Below are 18,481 nucleotides of genomic sequence, written 5' to 3'. Positions count from 1 at the left end.
CTGTTCCATCGCACCACGGAGGTGCGCCGCAGGCGAGGTGAACGGTCCGGCGACACCGCGCCCGGGTCGACTACGACGGGTGCCGAGGCTCAGGACAGCCACCCCTACCCTGGACGGGGAGTCAGCCGAAGAGGTGCTGTCCGCTCTCGTGAACATCATTTTCGCCCCGGGCGGGCGCCTTCCAGAGTGCTGAACACCGCTGTCGTGATCCGAGAACAAGACCGCTGGGGGGGGAGGATGCACCTGTCCAGCCATCGGGTCGATTACCAACCTGACCGGTTCCGTACCGGCAGCGCACACACTGGGGGATTCTCATGATCGAGCTAAAGGCTGTCCCGTAAATGATCTTCGGATTGACGCGGCTGTGGTCGGTCCGGCAGGGGACCGCCCACCTATCCGGGGAGGGTGAGGCAGCGGAGGCGGGCGATGTCGAGCACGTCGGCTGGAAGTAGGCTGCCCCAGGCTCGGCCTAGTCACTGGGGCAGGCTCGCCTGGGGGTGATTGACCTGATACGTCGTCATGGGACTGCGAATGCAGCATCGTTGGCTCGCCAAGTAGGCAGAGTCCTGGGGCTGGTCGCCGCTGCGGCGGTTGCGCTGACGGTGGTCCTGTTGTCGCCTCTCGTGCTGGAGGAGATCTCGGGCTCCGAGGGCGTGGACTGGAACAGGCTGAGTCAGATCGGCGCGGCGTACGGATTCACGTCGGCGATCGTCTCGGCATTGGCGTTGGCTGGCGTCGCCGTTTCCCTGATCGTGCAGAACCGGCAGGCCAGGGCGGACCAGGTCCAGGGGATCCGCAGCTACTACCTTGAGTTGGTCCGCCTGGAACTTGACGACATGGCGCTCTTCCAGCCTGTTTGGGGCGCCACGGGCATTGCCGATCCTCACGAGCAGAAGCGGCATGTCTATGCCGACCTCATGATGAACTACGCGTGGATGGGCTTCGAGATCGGGACCATTCGCGAGAGTTTGCTGCGGGACATGCTTGCCGGGATGTTCACCGGAGAGGCTGGGCGGCACTACTGGAGCAGGGCTCAGACCTCGTGGATCGCCAGTTCGTCCGGAAGCCGTGTCGGTCGTCGCTTCCTGGCCATCGTGGGCGAGGAGCACGCTCGCGCGGTCGCTTCCGGACCGCCGACTCGCTCGCCCATTGCTCCCAGCCCGCCTACTGTGCCCGTCGCGGGGGCGTCGCCCGCCTGGCGGACCTCGGTCGGCGCTCTGATCGGTTTGGGCACCGGCTTGGCGCTCGGATCGCTGCTGCGCAGCCGACGCTAGGGGCTGCGTCGACCGCGGGCGAGATGATCACGGTGTGGCTGGTGTGATTACGGCGTCGGAGCCGTCTCGGATAACCCCGTTCTCCGGATTGAGTACGCGTCAGTTCAGCAATTTGGTGGCCGCGCTGCGGCGTCAGGGCGCCGACACGGTTCGCCGGGGACGACCTTGGAGTCTGGCCCTGGAGGACCGGGTGCTGCTGGTCGCGGCCTACTGGCGTACGAACTTGACGATGCGCCAGCTGGCTCCGCTGTTCGGCGTCTCGAAGTCGGCGGCGGACCGGATCATCGTCCAGCTCGGCCCGCTGATGTCCTTTCAGCCGCGGCGCCGGTTCGCCAAGGACACCGTGCTGATCGTGGACGGCACTCTGGTGCCCACCCGCGACCACGAGGTAGCCGAGCAGTCGAAGAATTACCGATACTCCACCAACCATCAGGTCGTCATCGACGCCGATACCCGACGGGTGGTCGTGGTGGGCCGACCACTGCCGGGCAACCGCAACGACTGCAAGGCGTGGGAGGAATCCGGCGCCCGGGCTGCAGTTGGGCGCACCACCACGATCGCCGACGGCGGTTATCCGGGCACCGGACTCGTCATGCCCCACCGGCGCCGCAGAGGCGAAGACCTGCCCGACTGGAAAGCAGCGCACAACAAGTCCCACAAACAGGTCCGCGCCCGCGTGGAGCACGTCTTCGCCCGGATGAAGACCTGGAAGATCCTCCGCGATTGCCGCCTCAAAGGCGACGGCGTCCACCACGCCATGCTCGGCATCGCCCGCTTGCACAACCTCACCCTCGTCAGATAGACGGCGGCTGACAGTCGCACCGACCCGAAGATCATTTACGGGACAGCCTTTAGGCGTCCTGTTCGGCCTGCTGCTGGTGACACCGTTGGCTTTGATCTTCGTACTCCTGCGACGGAACAACAGCAAGACGGAGAACGTCGACGGACTCCTCATCGAGCAAGCGCGGCGGACACAGGTACAGAGCGATCGCGCGACCTGGAGAGCTGGCATACGTGGACGGCCACATGCCAACCAGGCGCGACCACTACCGCCCCTAGCTGTCTCCGGACCGGGAGGCGCGAGGCGCTCACTGCTCGCGTGAGGGAGGCCGATGTCCGCATAGGGCACGCGGACCGTTTCGTGCTCGCGGATCGTTCCCGCCCACCACAGGGCATTCGAGGCGAACTGCGTCGGCCGCAGGATCGTCCACGTCATGCCGCTGTCCTTGAGTAGCTGCTCCACAGTCAGGTTCTCGCCGGCGGCGGGGCCCAGGTGCGGATGGGTCTGGACGGTAATGGACGAGACCAGCACTACGTGTTCCACGCCTGCCCGCTGGGCTGCCTCGATGATCTCGCCGTCCGAACCCACCCGTGACACAAGGAACAGCGATCGGACCCCCTCCAATGCGGGCTTCAGTGAACCCGTCTTATCGACGTCACCCGCAACGGCTTCGACCCCTGCCGGGAACGCGGCCCGTGCAATGTCACGGGTGAGCCCCCTCAATGGTCCGGCGTCGAACGCCTGGAGCTCTTGTAAGAGGGCACTTCCTATATTTCCGGTGGCTCCGGTAACGAGGATCATGAGGTCTTCTCCTGACGTCAGGCGGTGATCGACATGCCGTGACGCTAAGACGTCGACCAAACTCGAGGTCAAGAAGATCGGCACGTGTCGCGAGCTGGGCACCCTCATCCGCGTACCTCTCCGGGCACGCAGACGACAACCAACACGTGCCGACGGCAGGCCGGTGCAGCTTTCGACGAGTGGGGAGCCGTACGACGTCACCGCCGGCCTGGCCCCCTGCCCCCCTCCACGCCGCCGGAGGCCTTCCCGCCGCTCCGCTCCTCCCCGATCATGGTCCCGTGGACCCGGATCAGGCCGTGGGAGAGGTGTGACGTGCGACTGCGCTGTGCTGTGCTGGACGACTTCCAGAAGGTGGCGACCGAGGTGGCCGACTGGTCGGTGGTCGCGGACAACGTGGAGGTCGTGTCCTTCGACAGTCACCTCGCCGACGAGGACGCCCTGACCGCGGCGCTGGCAGACTTCGACATCGTGGTGACCCTGCGCGAGCGCGTGTCGTTCCCCGGGTCGCTGTTCGCCCGGCTGCCCCGGCTGAAACTGCTCGTCGCCTCCGGCATGCGCAACTCGGTCATCGACTACGCGGCCGCCGAGGCGCACGGCGTCGCGGTGTGCGGCACGGCCAGTTCCTCGACTCCGCCCGTCGAACTGACCTGGGCCCTGCTGCTCGGCCTCGCCCGCGGCATCGTCGAGGAGAGCGGCGCCCTGCGCTCCGGCGGCCCTTGGCAGAGCACGGTCGGCGCCGACCTGCACGGCCGGCGCCTCGGACTTCTCGGCCTGGGGAAGATCGGCAGCCGTGTCGCCCAGGTCGGCCTCGCCTTCGGCATGGAAGTCCACGCCTGGAGCCAGAACCTCACCCGCGAGCGCGCCGGCGAGGTCGGCGTCGAACTCGCTCCCTCCAAGGAAGACCTGCTCGCGAACAGCGACTTCGTCTCGGTCCACCTCGCGTTGAGCGACCGCACCCGCGGCCTGCTCGGCCCCGCGGAACTCGCCCTGATGAAGCCGACCGCGTACCTGGTCAACACCTCACGGGCGGCCATCGTCGACCAGGACGCGCTCCTCGCCGCCCTGCACGAGGGCCGTATCGCCGGTGCCGGCGTCGACGTCTTCGACGTCGAGCCCCTTCCCGCCGGCCACCCGATGCGCACGGCCCCCCGCCTCCTCGCCACCCCGCACCTCGGCTACGTCTCCCGGGCCAACTACGCCACGTACTACGGCCAGGCGGTCGAGAACATTCGAGCCTTTCTGGCCGGTTCGCCCGTACGGCTCCTGGCGCCCCATTGAGGTGCGCGGCCTGGTGACGCCCCGCCCGGCGGTCACGGCGCCTGCGTCGGCGGCTGCAACCGGACCGTCCCCGCGGCACGCGCCACGGGCCTCGCCGTGCCCGTTCGCGTGCCGCGCGTTTCGCAGCCTCACCCGTACACGGCTCGTCCCTGCTACGCGTACCGGTAGATCTGGCTCTGGTCCTCCAACTCGTCCGGTGTGACGCCCCATGGCGGCATTTTCTCGTGCCGCGCGACGACTCGGCCGCGTTGTGCGTCCCCTCGGGCGAGCGGCTTCGCGGGGAGATAGCGGGCGCCCGGGTGCCGTCGCTGCCAGCGGAACCAGAGAAGATCCACGAACGCGTGGTGCATCCAGAAGACGGGGTCGTTGACGGATGCCCCGCCCGTCATGTGGCCCCCGACCCAACGGTGGACCCGGTTGTGGGTGCGCCACGAAGTGGGTCCTCGTCCGGGCCCCCACCCCTCCAGCTTGTTGCGGAACCCTTTGGTCGATTGGGAGTTCCAGGGTGCCGTGTCGTAGACGGGATCGTTGAGGGCCCCTTCGAGATCCCCGGCCCTGGGCAGCGCGATCGGGTCCCGGGGGCGGCCCAGCTCGCGCGTGAGGTACTCCGTGTCGGTGATCCCCACCTTGATCGTCCAGCTGCCGTGGCGGTAGGCGAAGGGGCCGGACATCACCTGCCGGTCGGAACGCCGCCCGGTGCCGCCGAGCAGGTCATCGGTCCACGGCACGGCCGTCGGCGTGCGGTTGCGCGTCCAGTCCCAGTACGGCACGGTCACCGACTCGTCCACGCGGCGCAGCGCGTTCTCCAGGTCCAGCAGGAATTTGCGGTGCCAGGGCAGGAAGGAAGGTGCCATGTGGGCGGCGCGCAGGCCGCCCTCACCGTCGGGGGCGTAGTACTCGATGTGCATACGCACGAACTCGTCGTACTCACCGCGTCGTTTGAGCTCCAGCAGCGCGTTGACGAGCCGCCGCCGTTCGGACCGGGTGAGCGTGCTGACGTCCTTACGCGTGTACACCATGGCGGTGCTCCCCCTCGGCGCCCTTGTTCCCGTTCGCCGTACGGCTGTCCTCCGTGCGACCGCTCCGCTCTCCCGGCGTGCCCAGCCGTGCGACGGGGCCGAGTTCGTCGACCGCGGCGCGCGCGGCGGCGAGCGGGGTCGCGTACGACTGGTAGTGGTCGACCATGCTCATCCAGCTGCCGTCCGCCCGGCGCATCAGATGCAACGGCCGCCCGTCCACGGTGACGTGCCACACGCTCAGGCCGTCCTCCCCGGGCCGCCCGGCGCCGTATCTGACACCTGCGATGCGGCGCCCGCGGTAGGTCTCGTCGAACCGTTCCTCGTCTCCGGACCGTCCCGGCGTCTTCCCCTCCGGTCCCGACGCCCTCGGGGACGTCGTCCCCAGCGCCACCAGGGCCGGGGCGAAAGCCACCGTGAACGCCGATGCGGACAGCCCCCACAGCACACGGCGTCGCACCGTGGTCCTGGCGTGGTGGACGGCGGGCGACTGTGCCCGCTGCGCGGAGTCGGCAGCCGCGGGGGTGACCGTCGTGGGCGCCGGGGGGCGCGCTGGTTGCGGCTGCGGTGGTTTGCCGGTTCGCACTGTCTGTCTCCTCCTCGCCCTGAAAAAGGCGGTCCAGTGGCACACGCTCGACGGGACTCGGCGGCAGTTCGAAAAGTCACCAGCGCCAATTACTTCACGGCCTTCAACGAGCCTTGGACCGAGCGGAAACCCCGCACGCGGAAAAGTACGGGGGCCCACACCGAAGGTCACCCGAATGAAGGGCATGTCTTATCCGCCTTTCTCATCCTCGTATCAGCACCAGGGAGCCGCGGGAGTGGTTGGGAGCCGTCGAGTGCGTCAGTGCGGCGGTGACGGCGATGCCGGCGGTGTCGCCGAGCCCGGCAGCCTCCGGGGCCGGAAGCTGACCTTTTTCGGCCTTGGCCGAGGCGTCCATCAGCGCGGTGACCGGCGGCACCACGGTGCCGATGCAGCCCGGCCGCTGGACGTGGGTCTGGAGGGTGACCGCGTCGGTGGCGGGGGCCGCCTCGCGCGCGGCCGCACATCGTGTCGGCAGCCAGGGCAGCGGAAGCCGCGACGCCGGCGCGGGGTGGCGCACGGTGCGGACGACGCAATGCGCTGGGCCGAGGCAGCGGGCATAGGAGTTCCTTTCACTGGTCAGACGTGCGGCCGGGGACGCCCGCCGCCCCCTCCCCATTCGGCGCACGACCCGGGAACCAGGCCGGGCGTCGCCAGGACCGGACGGACATCTGACGAAAGGATGGCATTTCCGTATACGCGCATGTCTTATTCCGTATTTCCTTAATGCCGGGATAGATTGACGCGTCGAACGAGCCGACAAACCTGTGTTTCCCGTGAAGGAGCAACGCCGGCCATGCGTCACTCCCAAGGTCTTCCCACCAGGGCATACGGGGAGAGCCTCTTGCCTGACGACCCGTCAAAGCAGGACGGTCGTCCTCAAGGCTGTCCCCCGCGGTGATGGCCGGCCGACTTTCCGGGCCGTCAGGCACGACGCGGCTGGGGACCTCACTCCGCGTTCTGCACGTCACCCAGCCGGTTGACGGCGGCGTCGCCGGCGTGGTCGCCGAACTGGCGCGCAACCAGCGTGCGGCCGGATTCGACGTCACGGTCGCTTGCCCCGACGGGGGCCTGCGACAGGCACTGCGGGAACTCGGCGCGGACGTACGGCACTGGCCCGCCACACGTGCGCCGGGACCGCCGCTCGCCGGTGAGGTGCTCCGGCTCGCTCGTGTCGTCGAACAGGTGCGGCCCGATGTGCTGCACGCGCACAGCGCCAAGGCCGGACTCGCGGCCCGACTGGCGGTGCGAGGGCGGATCCCGACGGTGTTCCAGCCGCACGCCTGGTCGTTCGAGGCGGTCGGCGGGGTCACCGCGGCGATCGCCACGGCGTGGGAACGGTGGGCGGCGCGCTGGACCACCCGCGTGGTGTGCGTCAGCAAGGCCGAGCGCACGAGAGGCCAACGCGCGGGGGTGCGCGCCCAGTGGCGGGTGATCCCCAACGGCATCGATCCGGTGCGTTTCCACCCCGCCGCCGTCGCCGCCGTACGCACGGCCCTGGCACCGCTCGCCGAGCTTGATCCGGCCGCTTTGCTAGTGGTCTGTGTGGGGCGGCTGTGCCGGCAGAAAGGGCAGGACGTGCTGCTCGAGGCGTGGCCCTCGGTATTGCGAGGGGTGCCCGGAGCCCGGCTGGCGCTCGTCGGGGACGGGCCGCAGGAGCGGTCCCTGCGGCACCGCGCGGACGAGGGCGTGCTGTTCACCGGGGCCGTCGCCGATGTCGTCCCCTGGTACCAGGCCGCCGACCTCGTGGTACTGCCGTCCCGTTGGGAAGGCATGGCGCTCGCCCCGCTGGAGGCGATGGCGTGCGAGCGTCCCGTGGTGGTCACGGACGTGGCCGGAGCACGCGAGAGTCTGCCGCCCGGTCACACGGCGCACTGTCTGGTGCCACCGGGCCGGCCGGGCCCGTTGGCCGACGCGCTCACCAGGACGCTGCTCGACCCGCTGCTGCGCGAGTCGCTCGGAGCCCAGGGCCGCCGCCATGTACTGGCCGCGCACGACGTGCGGCGCTCGGCCGAGGCGGTCGCGGATCTCTACCGCGAACTGCTCGACGTCCGGCGCACGCCGGCCCACCGCGCGGGACCCACCGAGTGCAGGGAGTCGATCCGCTCGTGACCGCCGAACGTACCGTCCCTCCCCCTGGTGGCCCGCCACCCGAGCGGGGACTCCCTCCCGTCTCGGTCATCCACCCGCGCGTCGTCGTCGGCGACTTGCGGCTTCCCGCCGGGCGGCGCACCGCGAAGCGGCGCACCACCGTGCTGCCCCTGCTCGTCGCGGACGCGGTCGCCGCGCTCACCGCTGCCCCCGCCCTCCCGCATCCCCTGGTGACCGCGTCCCTGCTGCTCGCCGTCCTCTGTCTGAACGCCCGGGCGGCTTTGTACCGCCCCGCGGCCGTACCCGCCGTCCTCGACGAACTCCCCGCCGTCTGCGCACGGATCGCGGTGAGCTGGTGCGCGCTCGCGGCCATGGTCGCGTCGCTCTCCCCCGCACACGCCCTGTCCGTCCGTACGCTGCTGACCGGCTGCGTCCTGCAGTCGGCAGCGAGTTGGGCGGGCCGCGGCGCGGCGCACTGGCACCGCCGCCGGGCGCTGGCCCGCCATCCCGCCGCGACCCTCGTCGTCGGCCCGGCCGCCACCGCCCCGCGCGTGGCCGCCGCCTTCCTGCGCCACCCCGGGTCCGGTCTCAGGCCGGTCGGTGTCCTGTCCGACGGCGGGGCCGACGGCGAGGGGCTGCCGGTGCTCAGCACGGACGAGGAGGCGCAGCGGGCCGTCATCCAGAACAATGTGCGGGCCGTGCTCATCGTGGGCCCCGCAGGCGAACGCGCCGAGCTGCTGCGGAAGTTGGCCGAGGCGGGCTGCGTGCTCTGGGAGGTCGACGCGGGCCTGCCGGCACCCGACCGGACCGGGGCCACGGCGTACGACGAGGCCGGACGCACTCCCCGCCGCCGGTCCCAGCGCGAGCGGATCGCGGGCTTCTCCTGCTGTCGCCTGGATGTCGGCCGACGCCCCGACAGCCCCGCCAAGCGAGGCCTCGACGTCCTTGTCTCCGGGATCCTGCTCCTCCTCGCCGGCCCGGTGCTGCTGGTCTGCGCGCTCGTGCTGCGGATCAGCGACGGGCCCCAGGTCCTCTTCCGCCAGGAGCGCGTCGGCAGGGACGGCCGCACCTTCACTCTGCTGAAGTTCCGCACCCATCGCCCGGCCGACCCGCACGAGGCGGCGACCCGCTGGAGCGTGGCGGGCGAACGGAAAATGAGCCGCTTCTGCCGCTTCCTGCGCCGCACCTCGCTCGACGAGCTGCCCCAGTTGTGGAACGTCTTCCGGGGCGACATGACCCTGGTCGGGCCGCGCCCCGAACGGCCGTACTTCGTCGACGTGTTCAGCCAGACCTACCCCGGTTACGCCGCCCGCCACCGCGTACGGACCGGCCTCACCGGGTTCGCCCAGATCCACGGGCTGCGCGGCGACACCTCCATCGAGGACCGCGCCCGGTTCGACAACGCGTACATCGACGACTGGTCGCTGTGGCAGGACGTCTGCATCCTGCTGCGCACCGCCGCCGTGCTGGTACGGCCGACGGGGAGCTGAACACCGGTGAGCCACGCATGCGTCCTGCCCGCCGCCCGCCGGCTGACCCCCGTCCTGCCGGTGGTCGCGGTGATCGCCCTGCTCGCGCTGCCCGCCGCACGGGGCGGGGAGGGCGGCGCGACGCCCGCCGACGCCGCCTCCGGTGCCGTCGTCCTGTGCTGCGCCGTACGTCTTCTGTACCAGCGGCGACGTCCCCTGTCGCCCACCGCCGCCGTGGTCCTGGGCCTGCCCGTGGTGGGGCTCGCGGTCGCGGCGGCGGGGGCCGAAGTGGCGGGCACGGCGGCCGGGGGCTTCGTGCGCTATCTGCAGATCTTCGTCCTCGTCCCGGCCGCCGTCCTGCTGCTCGTCCGCGATCGGCGAGACGTCCGCCTGCTGGCCTGGTCGGTGGTGGCGCTCGCGGTGTGGCAGGGAGCCGTCGGGGTGCACCAGTACGCGACCGGGACCGGCGCCTCGTACATGGGCCGCGAGATCCGCGCCGTCGGCACCTTCGGCCCCGGCGACGTCATGGGGATGGCGACCGTGGTCGCCTTCGGGCTGGTGTGCGCGGTGGGGCTGGCGCTGGGCTCCGCACCGGTACGGAGAGGGCACCTCCCTGCTCGGGCGGAGCCGAGAGCTTGGGGGCGGCTGTGGGCCCTGGTGTGCGCGCTGCTGCTGGTGGTGCCGCTGGCGGTGTCCTTCAGCCGGGGCGCGTGGATCGCGACGGTCCTCGCCTGTACGGCGCAACTGGTCCTGGCGGGTCTGCGACGCGCGGTCGGGGTGGGCGCGGTCGGGGCCGCCGTCGCCGTAATCCTCGTCGGCGGGTTCGGTGTCGGCTCCACGCTGCTGCACGAGAGGCTCAGCAGCATCGGGCAGGTCGCCGACGCTCCCGACCAGTCGGTCTCCGACCGGTACGCCCTGTGGGCGGCAGCCGCCGGCATGTGGCGCGAGCGACCGCTGACGGGCGTCGGCCTCAAGGGCTTCCCCGAGCACCGCGACGGGCACGCCTCGCTGGCGCTGTCGTCGGGCAGCGACACGGAGGGCGCGGGCGCGGCGTACCGGAAGCAGCCGCTGCTGTCACCGCACAGCATGTACCTGCTGGTGCTCGGCGAACAGGGGCTGATCGGGCTGCTGACGCTGGCGGGGAGCTGGCTGGCGCTGCTGGTGCTGGGGCTGCGCAGGCTGGCGCGGGTCCGGCGAGCGAGGGATCCCGGGCTCGACTGCGCGCTCGTCGCCTGCGGCCTGCTGGTCTGGCACCTGGTCAACTTCGCGTACGCCGACATCGGCGGCCCCTCGACCGTACTCACCGCCGTCTGCCTCGGCCTGTCGGCGTGGTGGGCGCTGGCAGGTCCCGCCCCGACCGTCCCCAGGGAGGCCGCGGCACGATGACCGTCACCCCGCCACGGGCCGAGGACGTCACCGTCCCCCTGGCGCACGCCGGAACCGAGGGCCCCGAGACCAGCGGCGCCGGGACCGTCTCGCAGGGTTTCCTCGCCAGGGCCGCCCTCGTCACCGTCGCTCTCTCCCTGGCCGGTGCTCTGCTGGGCCTCGGCCGGGACCAGGTGCTGGCCCACCTCTTCGGAGCGGGGAGCGAGACCGACGCCTTCCTGGTCGCCTGGACCGTGCCGGAGTTCGCGGCGACGCTGCTGATCGAGGACGGGCTGGCCTTCGCGCTCGTACCGGCGTTCAGCGCGGTCCTGGCCCGCCGCGCCCGGGACGGCACGGGCGACCCGGTGCGCGCACTGGTCCGCGGCACGCTGCCCCGCCTGGCACTGGCGTTCTCCGTGGCGTCGGCCCTGGTCGTCTGGGGGGCGCCGTACCTGGTCCGGCTGCTGGCGCCAGGGCTCCCGGACCCCGGGCTCGCTGTGGACTGCACCCGGCTGACCGGCACCTGCGTCCTTACCTTCGGCCTCGCCGGCTACTGCAGCGCGGCCCTGCGCGCGCACCGCCGGTTCGTCGCGCCCGCGGCCATCTACGTCGCCTACAACGCGGCCATCATCACGGCGATGTTCGTCCTCGCCGCACGCTGGGGCGTACGGGCGGCGGCGATCGGCGTCGCGGTGGGCGGCGCACTCATGGTCGTCACCCAGCTTCCGTCGCTGCTACGGCGGTTGCGCCGCGTGCCGACAGCCGCAGAGACAGCCGCGGCAGCCAGGGGAGTATCGCGGCACTCCATGAGCCTCGCCCTCATCGTCACCGTCCTGCTCTTCGCCCTGTGCCGCCAGTCGCAGGTCCTCATCGAGCGTTTCCTGGCCTCCTCGCTCCCCGCCGGCGCCATCTCGCATCTGAACTACGCCCAGAAGGTGGCCCAACTGCCGATGATGCTCGCCCTGATGCTGTGCACGGTCACCTTCCCGGTCGTGTCGCAGGCGCTGGCCCAGGGCGACGCCGAGCGGGCCCGCGACCGCGTCGAGCGCGACGTCCGGGCGGTGTCGTCCTTCGTGCTGCTGGGCACCGCGGCCGTCGTCGCCTGTGCCTCGCAGCTCGTCCACATCCTGTTCCAGCGGGGCGCGTTCACCGCGCAGGACACCGCGGCCACCGCCGCCGTCATGCGCGTGTACGCGCTCGGGCTGCTCGGCCACGCCCTGGTGGGCGCGCTCGTCCGGTCGTATTTCGCGGCCGGGCGGCCCACCTGGTACCCGGTGGCCGCGATGACCGCCGGGATCGTCGCCACCTCGTGGATCGGCGCGGTGACGGTCGGCTCGTGGGGCGTCCTGGGGATCACCGCGGCCAACGCGGCCGGCATCACCCTCACCGCCCTGATCCTGCTGTACGGCATGGAGACGCACGGCGTGCCGATCCGCGTCCGGCCGCTGCTGGCCGCGATGGGCAGGCCGCTGCGCGCGGCGGTGGTCGCCTGTGGCGTGGGCTGGTTCTGCGCGAGCCTCGTCGACTCCCCCACTCTCGGGTTCGCGGCCGGCGGCACGGCCGTGACCGTCGTCTTCTTCCTGCTCGCCAGGATGCCGGGCGAGCAGCCCCTCGCATCCGCACTCCGCACCGTCACCCGGAGGCTTCCACATGCTCGTTTCCGCTGACCACGGCCCTTCCACCGCCCCCTGCCCCGACAGGCCCCGGCGCAGACCGGGCCCGCCCCCCTGGGTGGCGATGTACCACTCCGTCGGCGACTGCTCCGACGACCCGTACCGCGTCACCGTCTCACCCGGCCGCCTGGACCGGCAGCTCGGCTGGCTCCGCCGCCGGGGCCTGCGCGGCGTCGGTGTGCACGAGCTGCTCGCCGCGCGCGCCCGGGGGGAGGGACAGGACCTGGTGGGGCTGACCTTCGACGACGGGTACGCCGACTTCCTCACGCACGCCCTGCCGCTGCTGCGCCGCCACGCCTGCGGCGCCACCCTGTTCGTGCTGCCGGGCAGGCTGGGCGGCGAGAACGCCTGGGACCCGGACGGTCCGCGCAAGCCACTGCTGTCGGCGGAGGGCATCCGGCGCGCCGCCGCCGAGGGCGTCGAGATCGGCTCGCACGGCCTCACGCACGTGGACCTGACCCGGGCCGACGACGCCCTGCTCCGCGCCGAGGTGAGGGACAGCAGAGCAGCGCTCCGCGAGGTGACCGGGGCGGACGTCCCCGGCTTCTGCTACCCGTACGGACGGCTGGACCGCCGCGCCGTCGACGCCGTACGGGACGCGGGCTACAGCTACGCCTGCGCCACCGGCCCCGGTGACCTGTCCGGCCTTCTCGCCCTCCCCCGCGTCCACATCGGCGAACGGGACACTGCCTGGCGGCTGCGCCTGAAGCACCTGCTGCGTCGCCATCCCGTCGAGGGAGTGTGAGCCTCAGCCATGCCCGGGCTGAGGGCCCTGCACATCATCACCGGTCTCGGCGTCGGCGGTGCCGAACAGCAACTCCGGCTGCTGCTGCGCCACCTGCCCGCCGACTGCGACGTCGTCACGCTCACCAACCCCGGCCCGGTCGCCGAGGGCCTGACGGCGGACGGTGTCCGCGTCATCCACCTCGGCATGTCCGGCAACCATGACCTGTCCGCCCTGCCCCGTCTGGTCCGCCTGATCCGGTCCGGCCGCTACGACCTCGTGCACACCCACCTCTACCGGGCCTGCGTGTACGGCAGGATCGCCGCGCGCCTGGCGGGCGTCCGGGCGGTGGTGGCCACCGAACACTCACTCGGCGGCACGCAACTGGAGGGCCGCTCCCTGACCGCCGGCGTGCGCGCGCTGTACCTGGCCAGCGAGCGGCTGGGCCACGCCACGGTCGCGGTCTCGCCCACGGTGGCCGACCGGCTCCGGCGCTGGGGTGTGCCCGAGCCGCGAATCGAAGTCGTGCCCAACGGCATCGACGTGGCCCGCTTCCGCTTCGACCCGGTCAGCCGCGAGCGCACCCGCAGCCGTCTCGGACTGCCACAGGACGCGTACGTCGTCGGCGGCATCGGCCGGTTGACCGCGGGCAAGCGGTTCGGCGTCCTGATCGGCGCCCTGGCTCAGCTCCCCCGCGACTACCGGCTCCTGCTGGTCGGCGGTGGCCCGGAGGAGAACATGCTGCGGCGCACCGCCGCGCGGGCCGGGGTGACCGACCGGGTGCTGTTCACCGGCGAACAGCCGTACGACGCCGACGGCACCCGCGGAGTCGATCTGCCGTCGTTGACCTCGGCGATGGACGTGCTCGCCTCGCCGAGCCCGGAGGAGGCCTTCGGCCTCGCCGTCGTGGAGGGCTTGGCGGCGGGGCTGCCGGTGCTGTACGCCTCCTGTCCGGCCGTCGAGGACCTCCCGCCGCGCCTCGCCGCCGGAGCGCGCAGGGTGCGGGGCGGCGCGGACGCGTTCGCCCGCGCCCTGGTCGAGAGCCGCGCCCTGGTCGAGAGCCGCTCCCTGACCGAGGCAGGGCGGTCTCGTCCGCCGAGCCGCCCCGTCTCCGCCGCCGCCCGCCACTACTGCATCACGCGCACCGCCGCACGGCTCATGGACGTGTACGCGGCCGCTGTTCCCCGCTCGTCACCGTCACCTCTGGAAGTGTCCCTCTCATGACCTCCACTACCGAATCTCCGACAACCGAGAACCCTCCGGCACCCCCCGCGCCCCCGACAGCCCCGGCCCGCCGGCACCCCGTACTGAGGCGCCCGAGAGCGCTGCCGCCGTGGTCCCTGCTCGCGGCCGGCGCCCTCGCCGGTGCTCTGGCCGGCGGCGCCTATGGCGCCCTCACACCGCCCGCGTACTCGGCCACGGCATACGTCCTCGCCGTACCGACCGCGAAGGCGGACCCGCAGGCGGCCCTCGGCTTCGCCCAGGCATACGGCCGCGTCGCCACGCAGCTCGCGGTGCTCGGGGACGCCCAGGTGGGGGCGGGCGTGCCCGCGCGGACGCTACGCGAGAGCGTGCGGTCGGCGACCTCCCCGGACGCGCCGATGGTCGCAGTAACGGCCACCGCAGCACGCCCCGATCTCGCCGTCGACATGGCCAACGCGGTCACCCGTGCCCTGACCCGGCACGCCCACCACGCCAAGGACGCCACACACGTCGAACTCCAGCAGTTCTCCCGGGCGGTCAGGCCCACCGAACCGTCCTCGGCGTCCCCCGTGCTGACCGGCCTGGTGGGCGCGAGCGCGGGCGGCCTGCTGGGCGGCCTCGCGCTGCTGGTCCGTCCGCGCCGCGCCGCCGCCGATGGGCACGGACAGCGGTGAGCGCGACGTTGCAGGCCTGCGGCGGCACCCTACGGGCCGAACTGTGCACGGACGAGCGGGAATTCGCCGCACTGGCCCCCGCCTGGGAACGCCTGTACCGCAGGTGCGGTGCGGCGACGCCGTTCCAGAGTCACGCCTGGCTGCACTCGTGGTGGACGTCGTACGGCAGGCCCGGCCGGCTGCGGCTGCTGCTGGTGCGCGACGGGAACGAACTGCGGGCGGTCGCGCCGCTGATGCTCCTCGGGCCTCCACTGCCCCGGCTGGTCCCACTGGGCGGGGCCATCTCCGACTTCGGGGACGTGCTGCTCGACGACGAACACGCCGACCGGGCGGCTGCCCCACTCACCGAGGCCCTGTCGGCTGCCGCCCGCACCGCACTGATCGACTTCCGCGAAGTACGGCCGGGCGGCGCGGTCGAGCGCATCTACGACCACTGGCGCGGACCGCGCCGCCGGGTGCGCGACTCGCTCTGCATGGAGTTGCCCGCCGTACCTCTGGAGGAGCTGGCGGCCCAGTTGCCCACCTCGAAGGCCCGCCGGGCGCGGGCCAAGCTGCGCAAGCTGACCACGCTGGGCGTGGTGGACCGGACCGTGTCCCCCGACGAGGCGGACGCGGCCCTGGGACGCCTCCTCGCGCTGCACCGGCTGCAGTGGCAGGGCCGACGAGTGACACCGGAGCACCTCCGGGAGCGGTTCGCCGAGCACCTGGTGCGCGCGGTCGGCCCGATGGTGCGCACCGGCGACGCCATGATCACCGAGTTCGTGCTGGACGGTGAGGTGGTGGCCGTCGACCTGACACTGTTGTCCCCGCACCTGGCGGGCTGCTATCTGTCCGGCGTCCATCCGGTGCTGCGCGAGCGGAAGGCGGACATCGCCGTGATGCTGATGGAGGCCTGCGCCCGGTACACCGCCACTGGTGAGCGGGGCACGCTCAGCCTGCTGCGCGGCAGCGAGCCGTACAAGCGCCAGTGGGCCCCCCAACCCGTCGCGAACCAGCGGTTGCTGATGGCCCGGCGGCGTACCGCCCCGCTGCTGTCGGCGGTCGTCTGCGAGGTCGCCGCACGCGGCCGTGTCCGAGAACTCGTGCGCCGATGGAAGGAGCAGGGCGGCGGCAGGACCTGAGCCTCCCGCCGCCCCCTCGGACCAGAGGGGTCACCAGATGCGCGACCACAAGTTGAAGCGGACGCAGATCCTCCCACCGAGCCAGTACTCGGCCCAGTTGCCCAGATCGAGTGGCGAGCAGTTCGGGGGCGGCGGAGGTACCGGTGCGGGCTGCGGCGTCTGCGGGGGCGGCAGGGGCCCCGTAGGGTCGGAGAGCGCGGACCGGTACACCTCGGCCGCCCGCGGGTTCCGCCGGCACTGCCACACGCCGTGCGGGCAGTAGTCGGTGATCGTGTGGTACAGCGGCTTGTGCTCGTCGATCCAGGCAAGCATGCGCCGCATGTAATCCGCGTTGTCGCCGTTGCGGAACAGGCCCCATTCCGGATACGAAATGGGCTTGCCGTGTTCCTTCGCGAAGTCCACGTGTTCCTGCAGCCCGTACGGCTCGGTCACCTGTCCCTCGAAGGACAGCCCCTGCGGCTGGTCGTACGTGTCCATGCCGATGATGTCGACCGTGGCGTCCCCCGGATAGCACTCCGTCCAGGGAATGGCGTCACGCCCACGACTCGGCGCGAAGTCGAATCGGAACCGCTGCCCCGTCACCGAACGCATGGTGGTGACGATTCTGTTCCAGTACGTCTTCCAGGCCTCCGGGTCCGGCCCGCACCGATGGGTGTACGTCGTGCCGTTCATCTCCCACCCGAGCACGAGCACGGTGTCCGGCACCCCCAACGCGACGAGCCGCTCGGCCAGACGGCGGTAGTGCCCGTCGAACTCCCCGGCCGCACCCCGCCGCAGCAGCGCACGCACCTCGGCGTCGGACACGCCCTCCTCATTGCGCTCCATCATGGGCACGTTGAGGACGAGCATCCGGTCCTCCCTCTCCCGACGCCAGGCCGCCCAGGCATCGAGGAAGCGGGGCCGGCCCTCGATGTTGCTCCAGAGGTCACCCGGCAGATAGGTGCGGCCCACGCGCAGTTGGGCCCCGTTCAGCCACCGGCTGAGCCCGGCCGTACGATCCACTCCGAGCGAGCCGTAGTGGAGGTAGGCGCCGAAGGCGGTTTGCGGGGCGAGCGGTGCGGGTGGCGCGGACGGGACGACGGTGGCTGTCGGCACAGGCACTGTGGGTACAGGCGCCTGGGCGGCCTTTTGTGCCCCGGGGTCCACGGCGTGTCCCAGTCCCGGTACCAGGGCGGCCGACGCGAGAAACCCGGCCGCGACGTACAGAGGCCATTTTCTGCTCCCCCGTTGCTGACCGGCCATGACTGTCCCTTTCTCCGCCCATCGGCAGCAACCGAACCGCGCAAAATGTGCGTGCCCGTATTGCCGACTGAACCCTGAGCCGTGACCGAGGAAAACGAAGTGAATTCGCCGCGCCCGACCCCCTTCCCCACGGAGGGGCCGACGGCCGTACGGTCCCTGCCGCGGGCCGGAATCGCGACCTGAGCATGGTGGGGCCGCCTTGGGGACCGGGAAAGCACTCGGGTGCCGGACGCGGCACGTCAGGCACCCGGAGCAGAGCACTACCGACGGGACACGGCCCTGCCTCGTCGGTACAGGACCACGCCGCTCGTCAGCAGCAGCGCCGCGGCCCCCGAGGCCACGATGGCCTCCTCGCCGAGACCGGTCTCGGGGAGGTGGGGCGGTTCCGCCGGCGGCTTCGCCGAGGGCTCGGGGTGCCGTGGCGGCTCCTTGACCGGCGGAGTGGTGGCGGGAGGCGTCGATGCGGGTGGCTCCGTCGTCGGCGGCCTGTGGGTGGGCGGCGGGGACGTCGGCGGCTTGGTGGGCGGTGTGTCGCCATAGCCGGTGTCGTCGCCGTAGTCACCGTCATGACCGTAGCCGGCATCCTCGCCGTAACCACCGTCATCACCGGAGCCGGCATCCTCGCCGTAACCACCGTCATCACCGGAGCCGGCATCCTCGCCGTAACCACCGTCATCACCGGAGCCGATGTCCTCGCCGTAACCACCGTCATCCTCGGCGACTACGTCCTCACCACTGCCGGCGTCCTCACCGTCGCCACCGGCATCCTCGCCGTAACCACCGTCGTCCTCGGCGACTACTTCCTCACCGCTGCCGGCGTCTCCGCCGTCCCCACCGGTGTCCTCGCCGTAACCACCGTCGTCCTCGGCGACTACTTCCTCACCACTGCCGGCGTCGTCACCGTCGCCACCGTCGACCTCGGCGACTACTTCCTCACCACTGTCGGCATCCTCACCGTCGACCTCGACGCCATACCCGCCGGCACTGCTGGGGGCACTGCTGGGGGCACTGGTGGGGCCGCTGTCGCCGTACCCACTGTCACTACTGGGAGGTGTACTGGGACCGCTGTCGCCGTACCCACTGTCACTAGTGGGAGGTGTACTGGGACCGCTGTCGCCGTACCCACTGTCACTAGTGGGAGGTGTGCTGGGACCGCTGTCGCCGTACCCACTGTCACTAGTGGGAG

At 71.7% G+C, this 18,481-nt stretch carries 15 protein-coding genes and 2 pseudogenes; 12 read left to right on the top strand and 5 right to left on the bottom strand.

Features of this window, described 5'->3' with window-relative positions; all coding sequences use genetic code 11:
- The first annotated feature begins 623 nt into the window (after positions 1 to 623).
- Together ACWD1U_RS03940 and ACWD1U_RS03935 are read left to right on the top strand one after the other, a co-directional pair.
- Positions 624 to 1,274 (top strand): DUF6082 family protein, encoded by a 651-nt coding sequence (locus ACWD1U_RS03940; RefSeq protein ID WP_451104166.1) that lies wholly within the window; start codon positions 624 to 626, stop codon positions 1,272 to 1,274.
- Between the two features lie 34 nt (positions 1,275 to 1,308).
- Positions 1,309 to 2,076 carry a transposase gene (locus ACWD1U_RS03935; RefSeq protein ID WP_451104164.1) on the top strand — a complete coding sequence of 256 codons (768 nt, stop codon included), beginning with the start codon at positions 1,309 to 1,311 and terminating at the stop codon, positions 2,074 to 2,076.
- 297 nt (positions 2,077 to 2,373) lie between these two features.
- Here ACWD1U_RS03935 and ACWD1U_RS03930 read toward each other — a convergent pair.
- Positions 2,374 to 2,856: pseudogene (locus ACWD1U_RS03930) on the bottom strand (SDR family oxidoreductase); the annotation flags it as partial.
- Between the two features lie 312 nt (positions 2,857 to 3,168).
- On the opposite strand from ACWD1U_RS03930, the gene ACWD1U_RS03925 reads away from it, so the two are divergent.
- Complete coding sequence (locus tag ACWD1U_RS03925) at positions 3,169 to 4,134, top strand: D-2-hydroxyacid dehydrogenase family protein (protein ID WP_451104162.1); 966 nt, start codon at positions 3,169 to 3,171, stop codon at positions 4,132 to 4,134.
- 152 nt (positions 4,135 to 4,286) lie between these two features.
- On the opposite strand, the gene ACWD1U_RS03920 is transcribed toward ACWD1U_RS03925, so the two are convergent.
- The 3 genes from ACWD1U_RS03920 to ACWD1U_RS03910 all read right to left on the bottom strand — a co-directional run bounded on the left by ACWD1U_RS03920 (position 4,287) and on the right by ACWD1U_RS03910 (position 6,253).
- A complete protein-coding gene (locus ACWD1U_RS03920) occupies positions 4,287 to 5,153 on the bottom strand; it encodes a tyrosinase family protein (RefSeq protein ID WP_451104160.1) in 867 nt (288 codons plus the stop codon).
- On the bottom strand, positions 5,137 to 5,610 hold the full coding sequence (locus ACWD1U_RS03915; RefSeq protein WP_451104158.1) for a tyrosinase family oxidase copper chaperone: 474 nt from the start codon (positions 5,608 to 5,610) through the stop codon (positions 5,137 to 5,139). Before ACWD1U_RS03915 ends, ACWD1U_RS03920 begins: the two co-directional genes overlap by 17 nt.
- 328 nt (positions 5,611 to 5,938) lie before the next feature.
- Positions 5,939 to 6,253, bottom strand: coding sequence for a hypothetical protein (locus ACWD1U_RS03910; protein ID WP_451104156.1), 315 nt, complete (start codon positions 6,251 to 6,253; stop codon positions 5,939 to 5,941).
- Positions 6,254 to 6,633: 380 nt separating this feature from the next.
- Here ACWD1U_RS03910 and ACWD1U_RS03905 point away from each other — a divergent pair, with 380 nt between their 5' ends.
- The 8 genes from ACWD1U_RS03905 to ACWD1U_RS03870 are packed head-to-tail and all read left to right on the top strand — an operon-like array spanning position 6,634 to position 16,053.
- Entirely contained in the window at positions 6,634 to 7,845 is a 1,212-nt protein-coding gene (locus ACWD1U_RS03905; RefSeq protein ID WP_451104154.1) for a glycosyltransferase, read from the top strand.
- Complete coding sequence (locus ACWD1U_RS03900) at positions 7,842 to 9,314, top strand: exopolysaccharide biosynthesis polyprenyl glycosylphosphotransferase (protein ID WP_451104152.1); 1,473 nt, start codon at positions 7,842 to 7,844, stop codon at positions 9,312 to 9,314. The genes ACWD1U_RS03905 and ACWD1U_RS03900 overlap by 4 nt, the downstream gene beginning before the upstream one ends.
- Before the next feature lie 6 nt (positions 9,315 to 9,320).
- Positions 9,321 to 10,679 (top strand): O-antigen ligase family protein, encoded by a 1,359-nt coding sequence (locus ACWD1U_RS03895; RefSeq protein WP_451104150.1) that lies wholly within the window; start codon positions 9,321 to 9,323, stop codon positions 10,677 to 10,679.
- Entirely contained in the window at positions 10,676 to 12,325 is a 1,650-nt protein-coding gene (murJ, locus tag ACWD1U_RS03890) for a murein biosynthesis integral membrane protein MurJ (RefSeq protein WP_451104148.1), read from the top strand. Before ACWD1U_RS03895 ends, murJ begins: the two co-directional genes overlap by 4 nt.
- Positions 12,309 to 13,076, top strand: coding sequence for a polysaccharide deacetylase family protein (locus tag ACWD1U_RS03885; RefSeq protein ID WP_451104146.1), 768 nt, complete (start codon positions 12,309 to 12,311; stop codon positions 13,074 to 13,076). The genes murJ and ACWD1U_RS03885 overlap by 17 nt, the downstream gene beginning before the upstream one ends.
- Before the next feature lie 18 nt (positions 13,077 to 13,094).
- Entirely contained in the window at positions 13,095 to 14,279 is a 1,185-nt protein-coding gene (locus tag ACWD1U_RS03880) for a glycosyltransferase (protein WP_451104995.1), read from the top strand.
- Entirely contained in the window at positions 14,276 to 14,932 is a 657-nt protein-coding gene (locus ACWD1U_RS03875; RefSeq protein ID WP_451104144.1) for a lipopolysaccharide biosynthesis protein, read from the top strand. Before ACWD1U_RS03880 ends, ACWD1U_RS03875 begins: the two co-directional genes overlap by 4 nt.
- The gene (locus ACWD1U_RS03870) at positions 14,929 to 16,053 is read left to right on the top strand and encodes a GNAT family N-acetyltransferase (RefSeq protein ID WP_451104142.1); all 1,125 of its coding nucleotides are present in this window, start codon (positions 14,929 to 14,931) and stop codon (positions 16,051 to 16,053) included. The genes ACWD1U_RS03875 and ACWD1U_RS03870 overlap by 4 nt, the downstream gene beginning before the upstream one ends.
- A 30-nt stretch (positions 16,054 to 16,083) precedes the next feature.
- On the opposite strand, the gene ACWD1U_RS03865 is transcribed toward ACWD1U_RS03870, so the two are convergent.
- Complete coding sequence (locus ACWD1U_RS03865; RefSeq protein ID WP_451104140.1) at positions 16,084 to 17,295, bottom strand: glycoside hydrolase family 26 protein; 1,212 nt, start codon at positions 17,293 to 17,295, stop codon at positions 16,084 to 16,086.
- A 566-nt stretch (positions 17,296 to 17,861) separates the two neighbouring features.
- On the opposite strand from ACWD1U_RS03865, the pseudogene ACWD1U_RS03860 reads away from it, so the two are divergent.
- Positions 17,862 to 18,481 (top strand): annotated as a pseudogene (locus ACWD1U_RS03860) (hypothetical protein); the annotation flags it as partial.

The organism is Streptomyces sp. NPDC002788 (genome assembly GCF_053592115.1).
Note: the sequence above shows the minus strand (reverse complement) of the source record. Positions and strands in the feature narration are given on the sequence as shown.

Bases quoted from the DNA above. Each gene is read 5' to 3' on its own strand.
- ACWD1U_RS03920 (WP_451104160.1), bottom strand. From the start codon at position 5,153: ATGGTGTACACGCGTAAGGACGTCAGCACGCTCACCCGGTCCGAACGG.
- ACWD1U_RS03905 (WP_451104154.1), top strand. From the start codon at position 6,634: ATGGCCGGCCGACTTTCCGGGCCGTCAGGCACGACGCGGCTGGGGACC.
- murJ (WP_451104148.1), top strand. From the start codon at position 10,676: ATGACCGTCACCCCGCCACGGGCCGAGGACGTCACCGTCCCCCTGGCG.
- ACWD1U_RS03885 (WP_451104146.1), top strand. From the start codon at position 12,309: ATGCTCGTTTCCGCTGACCACGGCCCTTCCACCGCCCCCTGCCCCGAC.
- ACWD1U_RS03875 (WP_451104144.1), top strand. From the start codon at position 14,276: ATGACCTCCACTACCGAATCTCCGACAACCGAGAACCCTCCGGCACCC.
- ACWD1U_RS03865 (WP_451104140.1), bottom strand. From the start codon at position 17,295: ATGGCCGGTCAGCAACGGGGGAGCAGAAAATGGCCTCTGTACGTCGCG.